The organism is Glaciimonas sp. GNP009, from assembly GCF_054343755.1.
Map to the genome: position 1 here is coordinate 2,871,609 of NZ_JBTGUV010000004.1, position 20,359 is coordinate 2,891,967.

The following is a 20,359-nucleotide window of genomic DNA, read 5'->3' on the forward strand; positions in this document are numbered from 1 at the left end:
CTGAAATGCTGAGCTGGCAAAACAAGATTTATGGCGAGGATGCCTTACAAGGCATGGCCCGTATCCCGGATGGCTCGGTTGATTTGTTGCTCGCGGACCCGCCATACGGTTTGGGCAAGGATTATGGCAATGATTCCGACAAACTGGATACCGCTGCTTATCTGCGCTGGACTGAAGAATGGATCGACGCTGCGCTACCGAAGCTAAAGCCGAATGGCAGCCTGTATATTTTTCTGACATGGCGCTATTCCCCTGAAATATTTGTCATGCTGAAACAGCGTATGACGATGCTTAATGAAATTATTTGGGACCGCCGCGTTCCTTCCATGGGTGGCGGGACGCGACGCTATTCTTCAGTGCATGACACAATTGGTTTTTTTGTACGCGGCAAGGATCATTATTTCGATCTTGATGCGATTCGGATTCCTTACGATGTCGAAACCAAGAAAGCCCGCTCGCGATCCATATTCGTTGGGGCAAAATGGCTGGAGTTGGGCTATAACCCGAAGGACGTCTGGAGCGTATCGCGTTTGCATCGTGAACATCGCGAACGCGAAGATCATCCCACCCAAAAGCCATTGGAAATCGTCGAGCGCATGATCAAAGCATCCTGCCCGCCTGGAGGAGTCGTATTTGATCCGTTTATGGGGAGCGGCACGACAGCCGTTGCAGCCCGACGTTGCGGTCGAAACTTCGTGGGATTTGAATTAAATCCCGACTATTGTGCGTTGATCGAGCAGCGCTTAGCCCAGCTCGACGGTGAAAAATCATTTGACCCGGCGCCAGTCTGAGATCGCTCCGTTTCATTAAGGATGCGTTAACGAAGGCGGTGTTTCGGGATAATCAGTCGTCATTGAAAACTTGGGCTGAAATACCGGTAAAATGGGGCGCAACCTCCGAATCGGGAAATTGGCCTGGATGCACCTGTTCAAGGACCTAATTTAAGGGCTTGGCGCAAGGACCCAATTCAACGCATACGCTTGTAATGTATCTGTGAGATGTATTTGTAACATGTATCTTGTAACTCCCTATTCTTGATGCCCCGAACAGGGGTCTTTTATCGTCACTTTGGTCCAATCTGAACATGTCTACCGCCCGTACTGCAGCGATTACCCGCAACACCAATGAGACGCAAATTCGCGTCGCTATCAATCTTGATGGTACCGGTCAGCAAAAGCTGAATACCGGTGTACCTTTTCTCGACCATATGCTGGATCAAATTGTGCGTCATGGTCTGATTGATATTGAAGTCGAGGCGGTTGGCGACTTGCATATTGATAATCATCATACGGTAGAGGATGTCGGTATTACGTTAGGACAAGCGTTTGCCCAGGCGATAGGCGATAAGAAGGGTATCCGACGCTATGGTCACGCGTATGTGCCGCTGGACGAAGCGCTGTCGCGCGTAGTGATTGATTTCTCCGGTCGTCCGGGCTTGGAGTTTCACGTGCCGTTCAAACGTGCCATGATTGGATCGTTTGATGTTGATCTGACCCACGAATTTTTCCAAGGCTTCGTCAATCATGCGTTGGTTTCGTTGCATATTGATAATCTGCGTGGCGATAACGCACACCATCAATGCGAAACAGTGTTCAAGGCTTTCGGTCGTGCCTTACGCATGGCAACTGAACTTGATCCACGCTCGGCTGGCACTATTCCATCGACCAAGGGCAGTCTTTAAACTGAAGACCGTGAATAGGCGCGGCACCGGTGCAGGTTAATCTGCAATGTTGCCAAATGTCTCATAAGTGCAAGGCACGGTAGGTTGTCTTTGTGTCAAGTTATACTGCGTTTGAGATTGTTATTCGGCTGATTCTCTTGATTCCGTTATCGAAATCAAGATGCCTTAACAGATTACAATTGTCAGATATCGTGTGACGTCAAGCCTGACCGTGAATCGCATTTCCCGTCCGAATTTACTTTTTATTATGAAAAAAATTGTTATAGTTGATTATGGCGTCGGCAATTTGCGCTCGGTAGCGCAGGCCTTGCGTCAGGTAGCGCCAGAGGCTGACGTGCGTATTTCAGGTGATGTCGCCGAGATTCAGTCGGCTGACCGCATCGTATTACCGGGTCAGGGAGCAATGCCGGATTGCATGCGCAGCTTGCGTGATTCTGGTGTGCAAGAGGCAGTACTCGTAGCGGCACGCAATAAACCGTTGTTGGGCGTATGCATTGGCGAGCAGATGTTGTTTGACTGGAGCGACGAGGGCGATACGCCAGGTCTGGGTTTGTTGCCGGGCAAAGTGGTGCGTTTCCAACTCGACGAACAGTTGCAGGAAGATGGTTCGCGTTTTAAGGTCCCCCAAATGGGATGGAATCGGGTTCATCAGTCACGCTCTCATCCATTATGGCAGGACGTTGCTGACGACGCGTATTTCTATTTCGTTCATAGTTATTATGCGGTTCCGGCAGATCCTGCTCACACTGTCGGCGAGACCAATTATGGTGCGCCATTCAGTTGTGCGGTCGCACGTGATAATATTTTCGCGACGCAGTTCCACCCGGAGAAAAGTGCCTCTGCGGGTCTGCAGCTTTACAAGAACTTCGTCCACTGGAACCCCTGATTGCGTGATGGTAGCTGGCTAGCCGGTTCGGGTGTTTGGCTGATTTAGCGCCCTCTTGATTGGCTTGTTCAGTTTTTAGTGCGTAATATGCAGCGCTTATATCGGTTTCATATTTATTTTTACGTTTATTTTTTTAACCTACTTCTCAAATTGTAGCCATGCTGCTGATACCTGCAATCGACCTGAAAGACGGTCACTGTGTTCGCCTGAAACAAGGTGACATGAACCAAGCCACTGTATTTTCCGATGATCCGGGCAAAATGGCGCTGCATTGGCTAGAGCAAGGCGCACGTCGTCTGCATCTGGTTGATTTGAATGGCGCTTTTGCTGGCAAACCGAAAAATGAGTCAGCCGTTAAATCCATCATCAAATCAGTTCGCGAGTTTGCATTAGCGCACGGCATTGATGAAATTCCGGTGCAATTGGGCGGCGGTATTCGTGATCTCGACACAATTGAACGTTATCTGGACGATGGATTGAGCTACATCATCATTGGCACTGCTGCGGTGAAGAATCCTGGCTTTTTACACGATGCCTGTAGCGCTTTTCCAGGACAAATCATTGTCGGCCTTGATGCGCGGGATGGCAAAGTGGCGACCGATGGCTGGAGCAAACTGTCGGGCCATGAAGTCATCGATCTGGCGAAAAAATTCGAAGATTACGGTTGCAACTCGATCATCTATACCGATATTGGTCGCGATGGCATGATGGGCGGCGTAAATATTGAGGCAACAGTCAAACTGGCCCAAAGTATGTCGATTCCTGTTATTGCCTCGGGCGGCGTCCACAATATTGATGACGTTGAGGCTTTGTGTGCGGTGCAAGACGAAGGGATTGAAGGCGTTATCTGCGGTCGGTCAATTTATGAAGGCACACTCGATTTGCGCAGCGCGCAAGAGCGTGCTGACGAACTGACGGAGTCAGCTGACGCGGAAGATGATTTGTCGGAGCAGCCGGACGCTGATCAATCATGACACTCGCCAAGCGTATCATTCCTTGCCTGGATGTGACCAATGGTCGCGTTGTGAAGGGCGTTAATTTTACCGAGCTGCGCGATGCTGGGGACCCGGTCGAAATTGCGCGTCGTTATGATGAGCAGGGCGCGGACGAGCTCACTTTCCTTGATATTACGGCTTCTTCGGACAACCGCGATCTGATTCTTGACATCATCGAAGCGGTAGCCTCGCAGGTATTTATTCCATTAACAGTCGGCGGCGGTGTACGTGTTGTTTCCGATGTCCGCCGTTTGTTAAACGCGGGTGCTGACAAGGTCAGCATTAACACTTCTGCCGTCACTAATCCGCAATTAGTCGCAGACGCGGCCAGCAAATACGGTTCGCAATGTATTGTCGTCGCCATCGATGCCAAACAAACGGCACCCGGAAAATGGGAAGTCTTTACGCACGGCGGTCGCACCGCGACTGGGCTGGATGCGATTGAGTGGGCGCAAAAGATGGAGCTACTTGGTGCCGGTGAAATTTTGTTGACCAGCATGGATCGTGATGGCACCAAGGCTGGATTCGATCTGGCGCTGACGAGTAGCGTCTCTAACGCGGTGAGAATTCCGGTGATTGCTTCCGGTGGCGTCGGTGGTTTGCAGGATCTGGCTGATGGTATCAAAATTGGTCGTGCGGATGCAGTATTGGCGGCGAGTATCTTCCATTATGGGCAACATACGGTACAAGAAGCCAAACGTTTTATGGCTGCACAACAAATTCCGATGAGGCTGGCATGAGTGTGACCTGGTTAAATAAAGTGAGATGGGATGAGCACGGTTTAGTGCCGGTCATCGCGCAAGAAGTCGGATCTGGCGATGTGTTGATGTTTGCCTGGATGAATCGTGATGCACTCGCAAAAACGGTTGCTCTGGGTGAGGCGGTGTATTGGAGCCGTTCGCGCAAGAAGCTTTGGCATAAAGGTGAAGAATCTGGTCACGTGCAAAAAGTACATGAAATCCGCCTGGATTGTGATGAAGATGTCGTGCTGTTAAGAGTTGAGCAAGCCGGTGACATCGCATGTCATACGGGGCGCCACTCTTGTTTCTTCCAAAAGTTTGAAGGTTCGGAAAAATCAGGTCTCTGGAATGCCGTAGAGCCAGTCCTGAAAGATCCGAAGATAATGTATAAATGAATAATGAGTCTGCATCATGAGTGATACGCTACGACGGTTGTCCGAGATTATTGAGTCGCGCAAGTTAATCAATGGCGGAGACCCTGAAAAATCGTATGTTGCTCGCCTGTTTTCGAAGGGCGACGATGCGATTTTGAAAAAAATCGGTGAAGAAGCGACCGAAACCGTGATGGCGGCCAAGGATGCGCGGGTCGATGGCGATAAATCACATGTGTTGTATGAATGTGCCGACCTTTGGTTTCATTCTATGATCATGTTGGCGCAGTTCGATTTGACGCCGCAGGATGTATTAAACGAGCTGGCGCGCCGTGAGGGTTTGTCGGGCATTGAAGAAAAAGCGAATCGAAAGCTGATTGCACGCGAAAAAGAAGAATTACAAGACGTTCCGGCTGTACAAGCAGTGCAAAAAAACAATAAAGCGTAACAAAAAATTGCATCGTTAAAATCTGAGTTTTCGCGCCGTAGCAAAACTAATACCACTATGGCGTTATCAATCCGTGGAGATGAATTTGGACAACTGTATTTTTTGCAAGATCGCTTCTAAACAGATATCATCCAACCTCATTTACGAAGATGACGATGTGGTGGCTTTTCATGATCACAACCCGGCCGCACCGGTTCATTTTTTGATTATTCCAAAGCAACATATTTCTACTCTTGCAGACTGCGGCGAGCAACATGCGGCGTTGCTAGGTAAAATGATGTTATTGGTTTCGCGTCTGGCCGAAGAGCAGGGTTGCGGCTACAAAATCGATGCGAAAGGCCAGTCAAGCGGCGGCTTCAAGACTTTATTCAATACCGGTCCAGATGGCGGTCAAGAGGTATACCATTTGCATGTGCACGTGATCGGTGGCCCACGCCCCTGGAAAGGGCAGCATTGAGACGGCAGCTAGAGTTTTGAAGGCCTCATCCATTGTTTCCTGATGGTGGCGCGAGATGGCAGTACCGAATTTGGCAATTGAAGTAAGTGCACAAGTAAATAAGCACACAGTACCGCCAGACTATTATTGTCTGGCACTGTGGTCATAGCGTTCCGGACATCATCGTTCGGCAAGGAGATAGTATGGGTTCGTTCAGTATATGGCACTGGTTAATAGTGCTGGTTATCGTGATGTTGGTATTCGGCACCAAAAAAATTGGCAATATGGGCGCTGATCTTGGAAAGGCCGTCAAAGGCTTTAAAGACGGTGTTAAAGGCGAAGAAGAGAAAGAAGCCGAAGCGCAAGCAGTCAAACCGACCATTGACGTTGCAGCCAAAGAACAGGATAAAACCGGCCGTTGATTGAATGACTCCGGCATAGTGTTGTTTTGCCGGAGTTATGCACATTCAGCGTTTGCCGCAATCACCTCATGATTGATATTGGCCTCACGAAACTCGCAGTAATTGGCGTCGTTGCACTGGTTGTGATTGGACCGGAAAAATTGCCGACCGTAGCACGCATGGCGGGCTCGTTGTTTGGTCGCGCCCAGCGTTATATCAATGAGGTCAAATCCGAGGTCAGTCGTGAGATTGAGCTCGAAGGTTTGCGCAAGATGCAAAAAGACGTGCAGGACGCTGCCAGTGGATTTGAGGACAGTGTTTCACGGACAATCTCGGATACCAAAGATTCGTTGCACGCTGCTTGGGATGACAATCTCACAGACACGCCGTTAGTGACCGGCAACGTCGAACAGCTTGCGCGTAAAGCCAAAAATTTTCGCAAGAAAAAACTCGCAAAAAATAGCGCGATTCCGGGATGGTATAAAAGCCAGAATGGACGAAAAGCGCGCGTTATCTCAGGCGCGGCGCGTGTTGCAAAATACCGTCCTGCCGGCCGGACCAAAAATAACTCTTCTTTTTACGCATGAGTTTGATCGTCGGTCACAATCTCGTTAACAATTCTGATGGTATGTATCCATCGGGTTTCCCCTATTTACGCCAGCAGGCTAGTCTGCACAATAACGTTGGTGTGAACCATGACTGAAGAATCAAAAACCAGCGCCGTCGAGGAAACATTTATCTCGCATTTGGTGGAGTTGCGCAATCGCATCATGAAGGCGTCAATCGCGGTTATCGTGGTCTTTCTTTGCCTGATGCCTTGGGCGGCGAATATTTACGATCTGTTGGCCGCACCAATGATCGCAGCACTTCCGACTGGCAGCAAAATGATTGCTACCGGCGTGATAACGCCTTTTCTTATCCCGGTTAAGGTAACGTTGCTGGTGGCGTTCGTTATTGCCCTGCCGTGGGTTCTGTATCAATTGTGGGCATTCATTGCTCCAGGTTTGTACGCGCACGAAAAAAAGCTCATCGCACCGCTGGTGATTTCATCATCTGCCCTATTTATCACCGGGGTCGCTTTCTGTTACTTCCTGGTGTTTAAGGTCATTTTTCACTTCATTAACAACTTTGCACCCAAATCCATTTCGGTCGCGCCGGATATCGATAGTTATTTTGATTTTGTGATGACGATGTTCATCGCTTTCGGCTTGACGTTCGAGGTTCCAATCGTTGTGATCGTGTTGGTGCGTATGGGTCTGGTTTCGCTTGAAAAGCTGAAAGCAATTCGACCTTATGTCGTGGTCGGGGCGTTCGTCGTCGCGGCGGTGGTCACGCCGCCCGACATTATGAGCCAGTTATTATTGGCGGTGCCGCTGTGTCTGCTATATGAAGTCGGCCTTCTTGTTGCCCCTTTGTTCGTCAAGGCAACCCAAGCGCCGAAGGATGCTGAAGAAACTATCTGACGTTTTGTAGCGCGGCACGATGGCTCGTCCGCGCTTCAACTTGATAACTGAGTTATAGCGCTGCACGAAATTAGGCTGACCACTGCCGTCATCCCCATCATGCGCCCATCATCGTTGGTCTATCGTTACCCTAATTTTATCTCTTTCTTTATCTCTTTCTTTATCGCTCTTATCATTCGAATGTGTTGATTTGACGCAGCCAACTGACCAGCGGATAGGCATCCTTAAAGCTGGCGATAAGTTCTTTTTCCATTGCCTCGCCGAGCATTTTATTGATTGGCTGCTCTCGACGCACCAAGAAACTTTTCAGTCGAATATAGTCAATGTGAGGCGATGCAGCGTCAAAACCTTTGGGCGGCCGCACTAATTGTTCGCCAATTTGAAGGCCGTTGTAACTTCCAATTAATTTTTTATTTTTTATTAGCTTACTAAAGCCAATGTTATCGCTCACGATTTGTTGGCGGATAGCCCGTAAACGATCAATCGGCGGTACATATTCTCCTGCCGCGATGCGCAACATGCCATCGGCATTGACGTGAAAATAGTACATTGGCCCGCCGCCCTGGCTTGGTCGCTTTAGGCCGCTAGCTGTTATCGCGGCAGAAAACGTTGTTTTATACGGATTTTTATCGTGCGAAAAGCGCATGTCCCGGTTAATTCTAAACAGCGCTTTTTTAGGATTACAGGCCGCCACTGCAGGATCGAAACGTGTAATTTCCCCGATAAGGCGAATGACTAACTCGAGAAACTCCGCCCGCAAGATGTCGTAACGTGGTTTGTTCATCACAAACCACGCACGATTATTATTTTCCGATAATTCGGCCAAAAATTGCGTCAGGTCGCGCACGTGCATCAATTGCTCTCTATTCTTGTTCTTGTTGTTTGAGGAGCGGACGCTTGCCAATTAACAGATCAATCGCGATTTTTTTCGTTTTACGGATCACTTCCATTTTGACCTTGGTACCGGGCGCAAATTTTGCGACCACATTAAGTAGGTCCGTCGTGTCTGCAATCGGCGTCTCATTAATTGCCACCAGAATATCGCCGGGTTTTATGCCGGCCTTATCTGCTGGACCATTTTTCAGAACGCCCGCAATAATTGCGCCCTTTTTCTGCGCCAGGCCAAAGCTTTCCGCCAGTTCAGGGGTAATATCTTGTGGCTCAACACCAATATAGCCGCGCACCACGCTACCGGTATTGATGATTGATTCCATGACCGTTTTAGCGGTTGATACCGGAATGGCGAAACCGATCCCCAACGAACCACCGGTACGAGAGTAAATTGCTGTATTGATACCGAGCAGATTGCCATTGGTATCAACCAGTGCGCCGCCTGAATTGCCGGGATTGATCGCGGCGTCGGTTTGAATAAAATTTTCGAATGCGTTGATACCGAGATGACTGCGACCAAGTGCGGAAATGATTCCCATGGTGACAGTCTGACCGACCCCGAACGGATTGCCGATTGCCAATACGACGTCACCTACGCTGGCCTCATCGATATGGCCGAGCGTAATCGCTGGCAAGTTTGGCAAGTCAATCTTAATCACCGCCAGATCGGTGTCAGGGTCACTACCGACGACTTTCGCGGTGGCGGTACGCCCATCTGCCAGTCCCACTTCAATTTCGTCAGCGGCTTCGACCACATGGTTATTGGTCAAAATATAACCTTGAGAACTGACGATGACGCCCGAGCCGAGGCTAGACTGCTTTTCTTCTGGCTCTGATCGGTCGCCAAAGTATTTTTTGAATAATGGATCCTGCAAAAGCGGATTCGGCGAGGCCTTGGCTTCTTTTGTAGTGAAAATATTCACGACCGAAGGCATGGCGAGCTTTGAGGCATCGCGGTATGAATTCTGGGCCTTTGTGCCGGGAACTGCTTCTTGAATTGGCACCTTGGAGGTGGCAATATGTAATCGCGTGTTGGCGCTCAATCCGCCGTTAACCCATTCGGGTTTGAGGGTGGTTAAAATGAACCAGATCGCTAAACCGATGGTGACGGTTTGCGCAAACAATAGCCAGAAACGTCGCATATAAGAGGTCTGATAATGCATCAAAAGTTGGTGAGTAAAAAGCCGGTAAGCCGCGTGCAACTTGAAAAATATATGGCAGAAATGCTAAATATTACACAATACCGTGATTATTGCCCAAATGGCCTGCAGGTGGAAGGGCGCACTGACATATCCACACTGATTACTGGCGTCACCGCTAGTCAGGCTTTGCTTGAAGCAGCGCTTGAAGCCGGTGCTGATGCGATACTTGTGCACCACGGTTACTTCTGGCGAGGCGAGGACGCGCGGGTGATTGGGCCTAAACACAATAGACTGAAATTGCTTTTGACGCACGACATTAATCTATTTGCCTATCATTTGCCACTAGATGCACATGCGACATTGGGGAATAACGCGCAGTTGGCAAGCGAACTGGGACTGGTTGAAAATGGACGTTTTGGTGAGGATAACCTTGGCTGGCTGGGTTCCGTCGCTGATCCTGCGGTCCGGACAGTGGGTGATCTGGCGCAATTAATTGAGCGAAAACTGCGGCGTCAGCCAACGCTGATCGGTGACCCGTCGCAGCCGTTGGGGCAGATTGCCTGGTGTACCGGCGCGGCCCAAAATTTATTGGGTGCTGCGATTACGGCGGGTGCAAGCGTATATATGAGTGGTGAAATTTCGGAGCCGACCGTCCATTTGGCGCGTGAATCCGGCGTCGCCTATCTGGCCGCGGGACATCACGCCACCGAACGCTACGGCGTGCAAGCCTTGGGCCAGCACCTTGCGGAACACTTTGGCATGACGCATCAATTTATTGATATTGATAATCCAGTTTAAATATTCTGCTTAATCCGTTTAGTCGTCTTATTTGATTCCCTTAACGCTGTATCAGGGCTGGTATGCAAAATTTAGTAGAAACGGTACGCATCGATAAATGGTTGTGGGCGGCCCGATTTTTTAAGACCCGTTCACTCGCTACAGAGGCGGTTCTTACCGGCAAGGTCGCCCTGAACGGCGATCGGGTCAAGCCTGCGCACAATGTCAAAGTCGGTGATACGTTGGCTATCAACAATAGTGCCAACGAATGGGAGGTCGTCGTGCAGCGCCTCGCCGACGTGCGGGGATCGGCTGCGATCGCACAAACGTTGTATACGGAAACCGAACAAAGCCTCAAAAAACGCGAAGTTGTGGCAGAAGACCGAAAATACTTTCACGAGCCGACGATGCGCATAAAAGGACGCCCAACCAAGCGCGACCGGCGATTGATTGATAAAAATCAGACATGAAGTCCGAAGAAAAGCTAAATAATGAGCGGACTGGACGCCCCAAACGGACACCAGACCTGTTTTTTTTTGGCGATTTACCCATTTATTTTTAGAGCGCTTTGATGTTTTCGTGGCGCAATAAAATTGCTTTTATTTTAAGTAAATTGACTTGATTAAATTCAACAATAATGACGTATCACTGTCTTGGCAGAGGTAAAAGCGCATCACTAGAATTTGCCCTCTAACGTATGTCATAGGACTATTTTTGGTGCATAATAGAACGGTCGTTCGTATTATTTCTACGAGCAGATTATTAACTATTAGGACTTACGCAAAACCTTCCCAGCAATGGACTTGTCAAACCTGCCGTCGACGTCGGTATGTTAGTTTTGGGCCGCCTAGGCCGTGCAGGTCAGGCCTCGCCGGTGGCTAGAAGAGCACAACGCCGTTGGGGCGATTTTGCGTAAATCCTAAAAAAGATGGGAATACTGTGGGACATACAATCATGGGCACGCAAACTAAATTTATGCGAAAAGGCGAACTCACGCGCGTTGCCATTCTCGATGTAGCGCTTGATCTTGCCAGCCGCAATGGCCTGGAAGGGCTCACGATAGGTTTGCTGGCTGAAAAAATGAGCATGAGCAAGTCGGGTGTATTCGCGCATTTCGGCTCACGTGAAGATCTGCAAATTGAAGTCGTCAAACTTTACCATCGTCATTTTGAACAAGAAGTATTTTATCCAAGCATCAAGGAAGCACGCGGATTACCTCGCTTGCGCGGCATGTTTGCGCGTTGGATCAAACAAGTCACGATCGAGATTTCATCCGGCTGTATCTACATTAGCGGTGCAGTTGAATACGACGATCGTCCGGGACAAATCCGCGACCAATTAGTATCGATGGTCGATACCTGGCAAAAAGCTTTATGCCGTTGCGTGCGCCAGTCAATTGAATCACATCATCTGCGCACCGATACCGATGCCGACCAATTAGTCTATGAGATGTATGGCTTGATTTTGGGTTTACATCACGATGCCCGCTTTCTAAAAAAAGCTGGTAGCGAAGAACGTGCGCAAGCTGGCTTTGATCGCCTCATTCAAAGTTATCAAAGTAATCGCAGCAACATGCCAGAACAAAAAGACGCCAGCAACACGGTGTCAGCAAAAAATCAAACTTCGTCTGCGCATAAAGCAGTCTGACAAATTTAAATATCAGGAGAACACCATGGGTCAATACGTCGCGCCGCTGCGGGATATGCAATTCGTTATGCACGAGTTGTTACATGTCGAAGATGAACTGAAGCAATTGCCGAAGCATGCGGAGATTGATGCGGATATCATCAATCAGATATTGGAAGAGGGCGGTAAATTTACGTCGCAGGTATTGTTTCCGCTAAACCATTCTGGTGACCGCGAAGGATGCGCGCACGATAAAGATCATAAAACTGTTACCACGCCAAAGGGCTTCAAAGAAGCTTATAAGCAATACGTTGAAGCCGGTTGGCCCGCGCTGTCGTGCGTGCCGGAATTTGGTGGCCAGGGTTTGCCGCTGGTGATGAATAATTCGTTTTACGAGATGATGAATTCTGCCAATCAAGCATGGACTATGTATCCTGGCTTGTCGCACGGCGCTTACGAGTGCTTACTTGAGCATGGAACGCCAGAACAAAAAGCGGTGTATCTGCCAAAGCTGGTATCAGGCGAATGGACCGGCACCATGTGTCTGACCGAATCGCATTGCGGCACAGATCTTGGCATGTTGCGCTCAAAAGCCGAGCCGCAGCCGGATGGTTCTTATCTGATTACGGGCAGCAAGATTTTTATCTCCGCTGGTGAACACGATATGGCCGACAACATCCTGCATTTGGTCTTGGCACGGTTGCCTGATGCGCCGCAAGGATCAAAAGGGATTTCGTTATTTTTGGTGCCGAAATTCTTGCCTAATGCAGATGGCACTCTCGGTGCACGTAATCCAATCACATGCGGTGCCATTGAAGAAAAAATGGGTATCCACGGCAATTCAACCTGCCAGATGAATCTGGATGGCGCGGCAGGCTGGATTATTGGCGGTCCGCATAAAGGCTTGAATGCGATGTTTGTGTTCATGAACGCGGCGCGTCTGGGTGTCGGCATGCAAGGTCTTGGTCTCACGGAAGTCGCTTATCAAAATGCCTTGGTCTACGCCAAAGACCGGATACAGATGCGTAGCTTGTCAGGTATCAAAGCGCCGGATAAAGCTGCCGATCCGATCATCGTGCATCCAGACGTGCGGCGCATGCTATTGACTGCCAAGGCCTACGCAGAAGGCGGCCGTGCATTCTGCACCTATGTTGCCTTGCAAATTGACAAGGAATTAAATCATCCCGACGAAGCGGTGCGTAAAGATGCGGCTGATGAGGTGGCATTGCTGACGCCAATCGTTAAAGCGTTTATCACGGACAACGCCTGGATCGCCACTTCAGAGTGTATGCAAGTCTATGGCGGCCATGGTTATATCGCTGAATGGGGCATGGAGCAATATGTGCGTGATGCCCGTATCAACATGATTTATGAAGGTACCAATACGATTCAGTCATTGGATTTGTTAGGCCGTAAAGTGTTGATGGATAACGGCGTCAAGTTGAAGAAATTCGGTGCCAAAGTGCAAGCTTTTATCGAAGAGAATGGCACGGACGAAGCCTTATCGGAGTTCATCACGCCGCTGGCCGATTTGGGTGATAAGGTCACTAAACTGACGATGGAAATCGGTATGAAGTCGTTCCAGAATAAAGACGAAGCCGGTGCCGCTGCGGTACCCTATCTGCGCGTAGTTGGTCATTTGGTGTATGCGTACTTCTTTGCACAGATGGCAAAAATAGCGTTGGAAAAGCAGGGCAGTGGCGATACCTTTTACGTGTCTAAACTAGCGACAGCGCGCTTTTACTTTGCGCGCTTATTGCCAGAAACAGCCATGTTGATTCGTCAGGCACGCGCCGGTTCGGCTAGCCTTATGGCGTTGGATGCTGACCTGTTTTAAATTTTCTGCATAGCGGTTGGAAGCTTCCGCTATGCATTTTTCTGTATTTTTCGTACCAGAATTGTTAAATTAAGGAGACAACAGTGTCCAATTTTATCGTTAAAAAAGTCGCCGTTCTCGGTGCTGGCGTAATGGGTGCACAAATTGCTGCGCACTGTCTAAATGCCAAGGTGCCGGTCATTCTGTTTGATTTGCCAGCTAAAGAAGGTCCGAAGAACGGGATCGTGCTGCGCGCCATCGAGAATTTGAAAAAACTCAGCCCCGCACCGTTAGGAAACAAAGACGATGCAGCGTTGATTGAGGTCGGCAACTACGAAGACAATCTGGCCTTACTTGGCGATTGCGATCTGATCATTGAAGCGATTGCCGAGCGCATGGACTGGAAGCACGATCTTTACAAAAAGGTCGCACCGCATATCGCGCCTAAAGCTATTTTTGCCTCGAATACTTCTGGCCTGTCGATTACCGGATTATCCGAAGGTTTTGATGATGAATTGAAAGCGCGCTTTTGCGGTGTGCATTTTTTCAATCCCCCGCGCTACATGCATTTGGTTGAACTGATTCCTACCGCGTCGACGCGTCCGGAAATTTTGGATCAGCTAGAAGGCTTTCTGGCTACAACACTTGGTAAAGGTGTTGTACGCGCCAAAGATACGCCAAACTTCATCGCCAACCGTGTCGGCGTGTTCGGTATTTTGTCGACGGCGCATCAGGCCGAGAAATTTGGTCTGTCGGTCGATGTCGTCGATGATTTAACCGGCGCCAAATTAGGCCGCGCCAAGTCCGGCACGTTCCGCACCGCTGACGTCGTGGGTCTGGATACGATGGGACATGTCATCAAAACTATGCAAGATAGTTTGAAAGATGATCCATTTTACGGCGTCTATACAACACCGCCATTGCTCTCCAAGTTGATTGGGCAAGGCGCATTGGGCCAAAAAACCGGTGCTGGATTCTATAAAAAAGTCGGCAAGGATATTTTGCGTATTGATGCTGCGACAGGTGACTATGTTGCTGGCGGCGGCAAGGCCGATGACTTGGTGGCCCGCATCCTGAAAGATAAAGATCCAGTTAAGCGTATGAAAGCATTGCGCGAATCGACTAACCCACAAGCGCAATTTCTATGGTCGATTTTTCGGGATGGCTTTCACTATATTGCCATTCATCTGGATGCGATTGCTGATAACGCACGCGATATCGATTTCGCGATGCGATGGGGTTTTGGCTGGAGTGTTGGCCCGTTTGAAATCTGGCAAGCTGCCGGCTGGCAACAAATTGCTGGATGGGTGAAGGAAGATATCGATGCGGGCAAAGCATTGTGCAACGCGCCTTTACCGGCTTGGGTCTTCGATGGTCGCACTGGTGTGCACAGCGCTGATGGCTCTTATTCTCCAGCGAAGAAAGCGAACGTTGCACGATCTGATCTGGCGGTATATCAGCGGCAATTGTTCCGTGCTCCGTTGGTAGGTGAAGGTGTCGCTGCCGGTACTACTGCCGGTACGACTGTATTTGAAGATGAATCGGTCCGTCTCTGGCATCAAAACGACGAAGTCCTGATTATTTCGTTTAAGACTAAGTTGCATGTCATCGGACCGGGTGTTATTGCAGGTCTGAACATGGCCGTGACTGAAGCCGAAAAGAACTTCAAGGGCTTGGTGTTGTGGCACGCGGATGCCGCAAATGGCGGTGCGTTCTCCGCCGGCGCAGATTTACAATCGATGCTTCCCCTGTTTATGTCAGGCGGCGTCAAAGCCATTGAACCGATGGTCGCGCAGTTGCAGCAGGCTTTCATGGGCTTGAAGTATGCGAGCGTTCCGGTGGTTGCTGCGGTGGCTGGTTTGGCGTTGGGCGGTGGCTGCGAATTGGCCCTGCACGCAGCCAAGCGTGTTGCGGCTCTCGAATCCTACATCGGTCTCGTCGAAGTCGGCGTCGGTTTGATTCCAGCCGGTGGTGGTTTGAAAGAAGCAGCAGTGCGCGCAGCGCATGACGCCAGCGGCAACGACATTCTGCAATTTCTTAAGTCCTCATTCCTCAATGCAGCGACTGCGAACGTGTCGAAGTCGGCATTGGAAGCCAAGAAGATGGGCTATCTGAAGCCGAGCGATGTCATCGTTTTTAATACGTATGAATTACTGCATGTCGCCAAGGTTGAGGCCCGTGCGATGTTCGATGCTGGATATCGTCCGCCATTGAAAGCCCTGATTCCGGTCGTTGGTCGCAGCGGTATTGCAACCATCATGGCGCAACTGGTGAACATGCGCGATGGTGGTTTTATCTCGGCGCATGACTACAAGTTGGGTTGCATGGTGGCTGAAATTGTCTGCGGCGGGGAAGTCGAAGAAGGCAGTCTGGTGAACGAACAATGGCTGTTGGATCTTGAGCGCAAAGCCTTTATCGAACTGCTGAATCATCCAAAAACGCAGGAGCGCATCATGGGCATGCTGCAAACCGGCAAGCCGGTCCGCAACTAATAACGGAGATTTAAATGACTAAACAACTTCAAGACGCTTATATCGTTGCCGCGACCCGGACGCCAATCGGTAAAGCGCCCCGCGGCATGTTCAAGAACACCCGTCCCGACGACTTGTTGGTGCGTGTACTGCAATCAGTGATGGCGCAAGTGCCGGATCTGGATCCTAAACTAGTTGAAGATGCGATCATCGGCTGCTCGTTTCCTGAGGGCGCACAAGGCCTGAATATGGCGCGTAACGGCATATTGCTGGCTGGCTTGCCGAACACTATCGGTGGCGTCACCGTTAATCGCTATTGCGCCTCCGGCATTACTGCCATTGCAATGGCAGCCGACCGGATTCGTGTTGGCCAGGCCGATGTCATGATTGCTGGCGGTGCTGAGTCAATGTCGATGGTACCGATGATGGGCTTTCATCCATCGGTCAACATGAACGTCTTCAAGGACGAAAATATTGGCATGGCGTATGGCATGGGTCTGACGGCAGAGAACGTTGCGAAGCAATGGAAAGTCTCGCGCGAGTCGCAGGATGCATTTGCTTTGCTGTCGCATCAGAAAGCGATTGCCGCTCAATTGGCAGGTGAATTCGATGACGAGACGACCTCGGTTGATATCATCGAGCGCTTTCCAAATTTGGTAACCGGGCAGATTGATATCAGTACCCGCACGGTTAATCGTGACGAAGGTGCGCGTGCCGAATCGACCTTGGCAGCGTTAGCTAAATTGAAGCCGGTATTTTCGCCTAAAGGCAGCGTCACAGCTGGTAATAGTTCGCAGACCTCGGATGGTGCCGGTGCGTTGATTTTGGTCAGCGAAAAAATTCTCAAGCAATTTAATTTGACGCCGCTGGCACGTTTCGCCTCGTTTGCAGTTCGGGGCGTGCCGCCGGAAATCATGGGAATTGGTCCGAAAGAAGCGATACCGGCTGCGTTGCGCGCTGCGGGTATTACGCAAGACCAACTGGACTGGATTGAATTGAACGAAGCGTTTGCGGCGCAGGCATTGGCGGTGATTCAGGACCTTGGACTTGATCCGTCGAAGGTCAATCCGATGGGCGGCGCAATTGCTTTAGGCCATCCGCTTGGTGCCACCGGTGCGATTCGCGCCGCGACCACAATTCATGCGCTACGTCGCAAGAATCTGAAGTACGGCATGGTCACGATGTGTGTCGGGACCGGTATGGGTGCGGCGGGAATTTTCGAACGTATGTAAGAAGCGTTACTGCTTTGACGTTGATCACATTAAAAGCCGTACTGCTGTTGCTGTGCGGCTTTTTTATTTGGTAAACATTAAAACTTCTTAAACAATTTTTGGCTAATTTTCGAGATAATGCATTCGACGAGAACCAGCATAATCGATAGTTATATTTTGCCTTACAGGAGAATAAATTGGATATTTTGACGAGCAAAGAAAGTGGCATATTGACGATCACAATTAATCGTCTTGAGAAAAAAAATGCGCTGACCGCGGCGATGTATCAAACCATGGTCGATGCGATGAAAGATGGAGAAAGCGATGCGTCCGTGCGTGTGATTCTGTTCGTTGGACAGTCGCAAATATTTAGCGCAGGCAATGACATCGAAGACTTTTTGAAAAATCCGCCGAATAGTCAAAGCAGTCCGGTCTTTCAATTTTTATGGCAAATCAGCCATGCCAGCAAGCCTTTAGTTGCGGCAGTCGCTGGCGCCGCAGTTGGTATCGGTACCACCATGTTGTTGCATTGCGATCTGGTTTACGCATCAGACAATGCCCGATTCTCAATGCCTTTTAGCCAGCTTGGTTTATGTCCTGAGGCGGCATCGAGTTTGCTGCTTCCCCAACTCGCGGGTTATCAACGTGCGGCGGAAAAATTACTCCTCGGTGAAGCCTTCGATGTCACCGAAGCGCATGCCATGGGGTTGGTGAATAAAATATTGCCAGCAGAAGATTTGCTAGCCTTTGCCCACGCTCAGGCTGCGAAATTGGTGGCGTTGCCTGCCACCTCAATTCGCATCTCCAAGCAGTTGATGAAGGGTGCGCAAACAGCCGCGATTGAAGCCCAAATGACGCAGGAAATCGCCCATTTTGGCGTAATGCTGAAAGCGCCGGAAGCTAAGGAGGCGTTCACAGCATTCTTTGAAAAACGCCGCCCGGATTTCGGTCAGTTTAATTAACGCTAAGGTTCTCAGAAAACAGAAATGCCTTTGGTTCGGTGGTGTTCTGGTTTTAACCGGTCACCATTTCTACGCGATAGTCGAACAACATTTTCTGCAATGCAACATGAATGTTTGTTGACTTTGGTTTTTTGGTTCTATATATTTATAAAACCAAAAAAAGAAACTTCATTTTAAATGGCGTTTGCATTCTTTAAAAGAGGATCAAAAGCACATTTTTCATTTTTTTGGCAATTATTAATACCTTAAAGCGGATGTCAGTTTCACTGTGGATCCGCTATTTATTTCTCATTGGCGGTACATTAAACATATAAAACCGTGATTCATTCGTAATGAGGGCGGATTCAAATGCAGCGGTTGAGCCAACAAATTGCCCGATAGCTGCGAACGTCAGCCGCGATAATTTAATTGCGTATGTTGCATATGCTGGGTAAAAAAAGCTGTTAAACCCTTTAGCGTTTCTGAGAAAAATATGCAGCAAGAAGACACTGTTGAATCAGTTCAACGATTGCCGACCGATCCTGCCGAGGCGATTATTGCGACGATTCTTTCGTTGAGAGACATCACTAAGCGATTTCCCGGCGTGCTGGCATTGGATCGTGTCAGTTTCGATTTGAAAAAGGGCGAGGCGCATGCGGTATGCGGTGAAAACGGTGCAGGAAAATCTACTCTGATGAAAGTCATCAGCGGAGTATTTCAAGCCGATGAAGGGACTATTCTTTATAAGGGTGAGGTGCGCCAGTTTGGATCTAGCGTAGAGGCGCAGGCCGTTGGTATTGCCATCATCCACCAGGAACTGAATTTGGTGCCGCAACTGTCGGTTGCGGAAAACATCTTCCTGGCGCGTGAGCCGAAGAAAGGTTGGTTCATCGACAAAGCTAAAATGTGCGCAGACGCGCAAATGTATCTTGATCGTCTTAAGTTGCAGGTTAAGCCAACTGATCTGGTGAAGTCGCTGTCAGTGGCGCAGCAACAAATGGTTGAGATTGCGAAGGCCTTGTCATTAAACGCGGAAGTCCTGATCATGGACGAGCCGACTTCTTCCCTGACCGAAAGCGAAACCGAGCAGCTTTTCAAGATCATCAACGATCTGAAAAGCAAAGGTGTGTCGATTATTTATATCTCGCACCGCCTCGATGAAATGCAACACATCATTGACCGGGTGACGATCATGCGGGACGGGAAATATGTTAGTACCGATGACTTTTCATCCATTAGCGTAGACCAGATAGTAACCAAAATGGTCGGCCGCTCGCTTGATAGCAAATTTCCCGAACGGACCTCCGTCCCCACCGAAGAGACATTACTTTCGGTCAAAGAATTGACCCGAAATGACGGCATTGGCCCAGTCAGTTTTACTCTGCGACGTGGCGAAATTTTAGGGTTCGCCGGGTTAATGGGTGCGGGTCGGACCGAAGTCGCACGTGCGATATTTGGCGCAGACCCGATTACTGGTGGGCAAATATTTTTAGGCGATAGCGAGGTGATGATCGATTCACCGATTGACGCCATCAAGCATGGGATTGCCTATCTTTCCGAAGACCGGAAAAAAGATGGACTATTAATAAAAATGTCGGTGGCGAGCAATATTTCATTGACTAATATTGATGCTGTTTCGGACCGATTTGGTTTCATACAGTTTGCGAAGGAAGAAACGATCGGTCAGGAATATGTGCGAGTTCTCGATATCAAAACGCCGTCATGTCATCAAGTCGTAAAAAATCTTTCAGGTGGAAATCAACAAAAAGTCGCGATCAGCAAATGGCTTTTCCGCGGCTCGAAAATATTATTCTTTGACGAGCCAACACGTGGTATCGATGTCGGGGCCAAATTCGCGATTTACACATTACTCGATAAGCTTGCTGCCGACGGCATTGGCGTGGTGATGATCACCTCGGAGTTGCCGGAAATTCTCGGCATGACCGACCGTGTTGCAGTTTTTCATGAGGGAAAAATAGCGGCAATGTTGACGACAAAAAATACCTCTCAAGAAGAGATCATGCATCACGCATCCGGTCGATCCGGGATATAAAAATTAAAAT

At 49.3% G+C, this 20,359-nt stretch carries 21 protein-coding genes; 19 read left to right on the forward strand and 2 right to left on the reverse strand.

Annotation, left to right across the window (positions count from 1 at the left end):
* The first annotated feature begins 5 nt into the window (after positions 1 to 5).
* The 11 genes from ACXX82_RS13455 to tatC all read left to right on the forward strand — a co-directional run bounded on the left by ACXX82_RS13455 (position 6) and on the right by tatC (position 7,421).
* Positions 6 to 791 (forward strand): DNA-methyltransferase, encoded by a 786-nt coding sequence (locus ACXX82_RS13455; protein WP_322235526.1) that lies wholly within the window; start codon positions 6 to 8, stop codon positions 789 to 791.
* Between the two features lie 293 nt (positions 792 to 1,084).
* A complete protein-coding gene (hisB, locus tag ACXX82_RS13460; protein WP_322235528.1) occupies positions 1,085 to 1,681 on the forward strand; it encodes an imidazoleglycerol-phosphate dehydratase HisB in 597 nt (198 codons plus the stop codon).
* Between the two features lie 247 nt (positions 1,682 to 1,928).
* The gene (gene hisH / locus ACXX82_RS13465; RefSeq protein ID WP_322235530.1) at positions 1,929 to 2,567 is read left to right on the forward strand and encodes an imidazole glycerol phosphate synthase subunit HisH; all 639 of its coding nucleotides are present in this window, start codon (positions 1,929 to 1,931) and stop codon (positions 2,565 to 2,567) included.
* A gap of 158 nt (positions 2,568 to 2,725) precedes the next feature.
* Complete coding sequence (hisA, locus tag ACXX82_RS13470) at positions 2,726 to 3,541, forward strand: 1-(5-phosphoribosyl)-5-[(5-phosphoribosylamino)methylideneamino]imidazole-4-carboxamide isomerase (protein ID WP_322235532.1); 816 nt, start codon at positions 2,726 to 2,728, stop codon at positions 3,539 to 3,541.
* The gene (gene hisF, locus ACXX82_RS13475; protein WP_322235534.1) at positions 3,538 to 4,302 is read left to right on the forward strand and encodes an imidazole glycerol phosphate synthase subunit HisF; all 765 of its coding nucleotides are present in this window, start codon (positions 3,538 to 3,540) and stop codon (positions 4,300 to 4,302) included. The genes hisA and hisF overlap by 4 nt, the downstream gene beginning before the upstream one ends.
* Positions 4,299 to 4,697 carry a phosphoribosyl-AMP cyclohydrolase gene (gene hisI, locus ACXX82_RS13480; protein ID WP_322235536.1) on the forward strand — a complete coding sequence of 133 codons (399 nt, stop codon included), beginning with the start codon at positions 4,299 to 4,301 and terminating at the stop codon, positions 4,695 to 4,697. The genes hisF and hisI overlap by 4 nt, the downstream gene beginning before the upstream one ends.
* 16 nt (positions 4,698 to 4,713) lie before the next feature.
* Positions 4,714 to 5,121, forward strand: a complete 408-nt coding sequence (locus ACXX82_RS13485; RefSeq protein WP_458563080.1) for a phosphoribosyl-ATP diphosphatase — start codon at positions 4,714 to 4,716, stop codon at positions 5,119 to 5,121.
* Positions 5,122 to 5,206: 85 nt separating this feature from the next.
* Positions 5,207 to 5,578: a histidine triad nucleotide-binding protein gene (locus ACXX82_RS13490; protein ID WP_458563081.1), complete on the forward strand. Its 372-nt coding sequence runs from the start codon at positions 5,207 to 5,209 to the stop codon at positions 5,576 to 5,578.
* A 182-nt stretch (positions 5,579 to 5,760) separates the two neighbouring features.
* Positions 5,761 to 5,979, forward strand: a complete 219-nt coding sequence (gene tatA / locus ACXX82_RS13495) for a Sec-independent protein translocase subunit TatA (protein ID WP_322235545.1) — start codon at positions 5,761 to 5,763, stop codon at positions 5,977 to 5,979.
* Positions 5,980 to 6,047: 68 nt separating this feature from the next.
* Positions 6,048 to 6,545: a Sec-independent protein translocase protein TatB gene (gene tatB, locus ACXX82_RS13500; protein ID WP_322235546.1), complete on the forward strand. Its 498-nt coding sequence runs from the start codon at positions 6,048 to 6,050 to the stop codon at positions 6,543 to 6,545.
* 108 nt (positions 6,546 to 6,653) lie between these two features.
* Positions 6,654 to 7,421, forward strand: a complete 768-nt coding sequence (tatC, locus tag ACXX82_RS13505; RefSeq protein WP_322235548.1) for a twin-arginine translocase subunit TatC — start codon at positions 6,654 to 6,656, stop codon at positions 7,419 to 7,421.
* A gap of 172 nt (positions 7,422 to 7,593) precedes the next feature.
* Here the strand turns inward: tatC and ACXX82_RS13510 are convergent, their stop codons facing one another.
* Positions 7,594 to 8,274, reverse strand: coding sequence for a DUF2461 domain-containing protein (locus ACXX82_RS13510; RefSeq protein ID WP_458563082.1), 681 nt, complete (start codon positions 8,272 to 8,274; stop codon positions 7,594 to 7,596).
* Positions 8,275 to 8,284: 10 nt separating this feature from the next.
* The gene (locus tag ACXX82_RS13515) at positions 8,285 to 9,454 is read right to left on the reverse strand and encodes a Do family serine endopeptidase (protein WP_458563083.1); all 1,170 of its coding nucleotides are present in this window, start codon (positions 9,452 to 9,454) and stop codon (positions 8,285 to 8,287) included.
* Between the two features lie 15 nt (positions 9,455 to 9,469).
* Between ACXX82_RS13515 and ACXX82_RS13520 the strand changes: the two genes are divergently transcribed.
* The 8 genes from ACXX82_RS13520 to ACXX82_RS13555 all read left to right on the forward strand — a co-directional run bounded on the left by ACXX82_RS13520 (position 9,470) and on the right by ACXX82_RS13555 (position 20,349).
* Positions 9,470 to 10,252 carry a Nif3-like dinuclear metal center hexameric protein gene (locus tag ACXX82_RS13520; protein ID WP_322235552.1) on the forward strand — a complete coding sequence of 261 codons (783 nt, stop codon included), beginning with the start codon at positions 9,470 to 9,472 and terminating at the stop codon, positions 10,250 to 10,252.
* Between the two features lie 62 nt (positions 10,253 to 10,314).
* A complete protein-coding gene (locus tag ACXX82_RS13525) occupies positions 10,315 to 10,701 on the forward strand; it encodes an RNA-binding S4 domain-containing protein (RefSeq protein ID WP_322235554.1) in 387 nt (128 codons plus the stop codon).
* A gap of 505 nt (positions 10,702 to 11,206) precedes the next feature.
* A complete protein-coding gene (locus tag ACXX82_RS13530) occupies positions 11,207 to 11,878 on the forward strand; it encodes a TetR/AcrR family transcriptional regulator (protein WP_323505899.1) in 672 nt (223 codons plus the stop codon).
* A gap of 25 nt (positions 11,879 to 11,903) precedes the next feature.
* On the forward strand, positions 11,904 to 13,694 hold the full coding sequence (locus ACXX82_RS13535) for an acyl-CoA dehydrogenase C-terminal domain-containing protein (protein ID WP_458563084.1): 1,791 nt from the start codon (positions 11,904 to 11,906) through the stop codon (positions 13,692 to 13,694).
* Positions 13,695 to 13,777: 83 nt separating this feature from the next.
* Entirely contained in the window at positions 13,778 to 16,165 is a 2,388-nt protein-coding gene (locus ACXX82_RS13540; protein ID WP_458563085.1) for a 3-hydroxyacyl-CoA dehydrogenase/enoyl-CoA hydratase family protein, read from the forward strand.
* A 14-nt stretch (positions 16,166 to 16,179) separates the two neighbouring features.
* Entirely contained in the window at positions 16,180 to 17,376 is a 1,197-nt protein-coding gene (locus ACXX82_RS13545; protein WP_458563086.1) for an acetyl-CoA C-acyltransferase, read from the forward strand.
* 176 nt (positions 17,377 to 17,552) lie between these two features.
* Positions 17,553 to 18,317 carry an enoyl-CoA hydratase gene (locus tag ACXX82_RS13550; RefSeq protein ID WP_322235562.1) on the forward strand — a complete coding sequence of 255 codons (765 nt, stop codon included), beginning with the start codon at positions 17,553 to 17,555 and terminating at the stop codon, positions 18,315 to 18,317.
* 472 nt (positions 18,318 to 18,789) lie between these two features.
* Positions 18,790 to 20,349, forward strand: coding sequence for a sugar ABC transporter ATP-binding protein (locus ACXX82_RS13555; RefSeq protein WP_458563087.1), 1,560 nt, complete (start codon positions 18,790 to 18,792; stop codon positions 20,347 to 20,349).
* Positions 20,350 to 20,359: the final 10 nt, after the last annotated feature.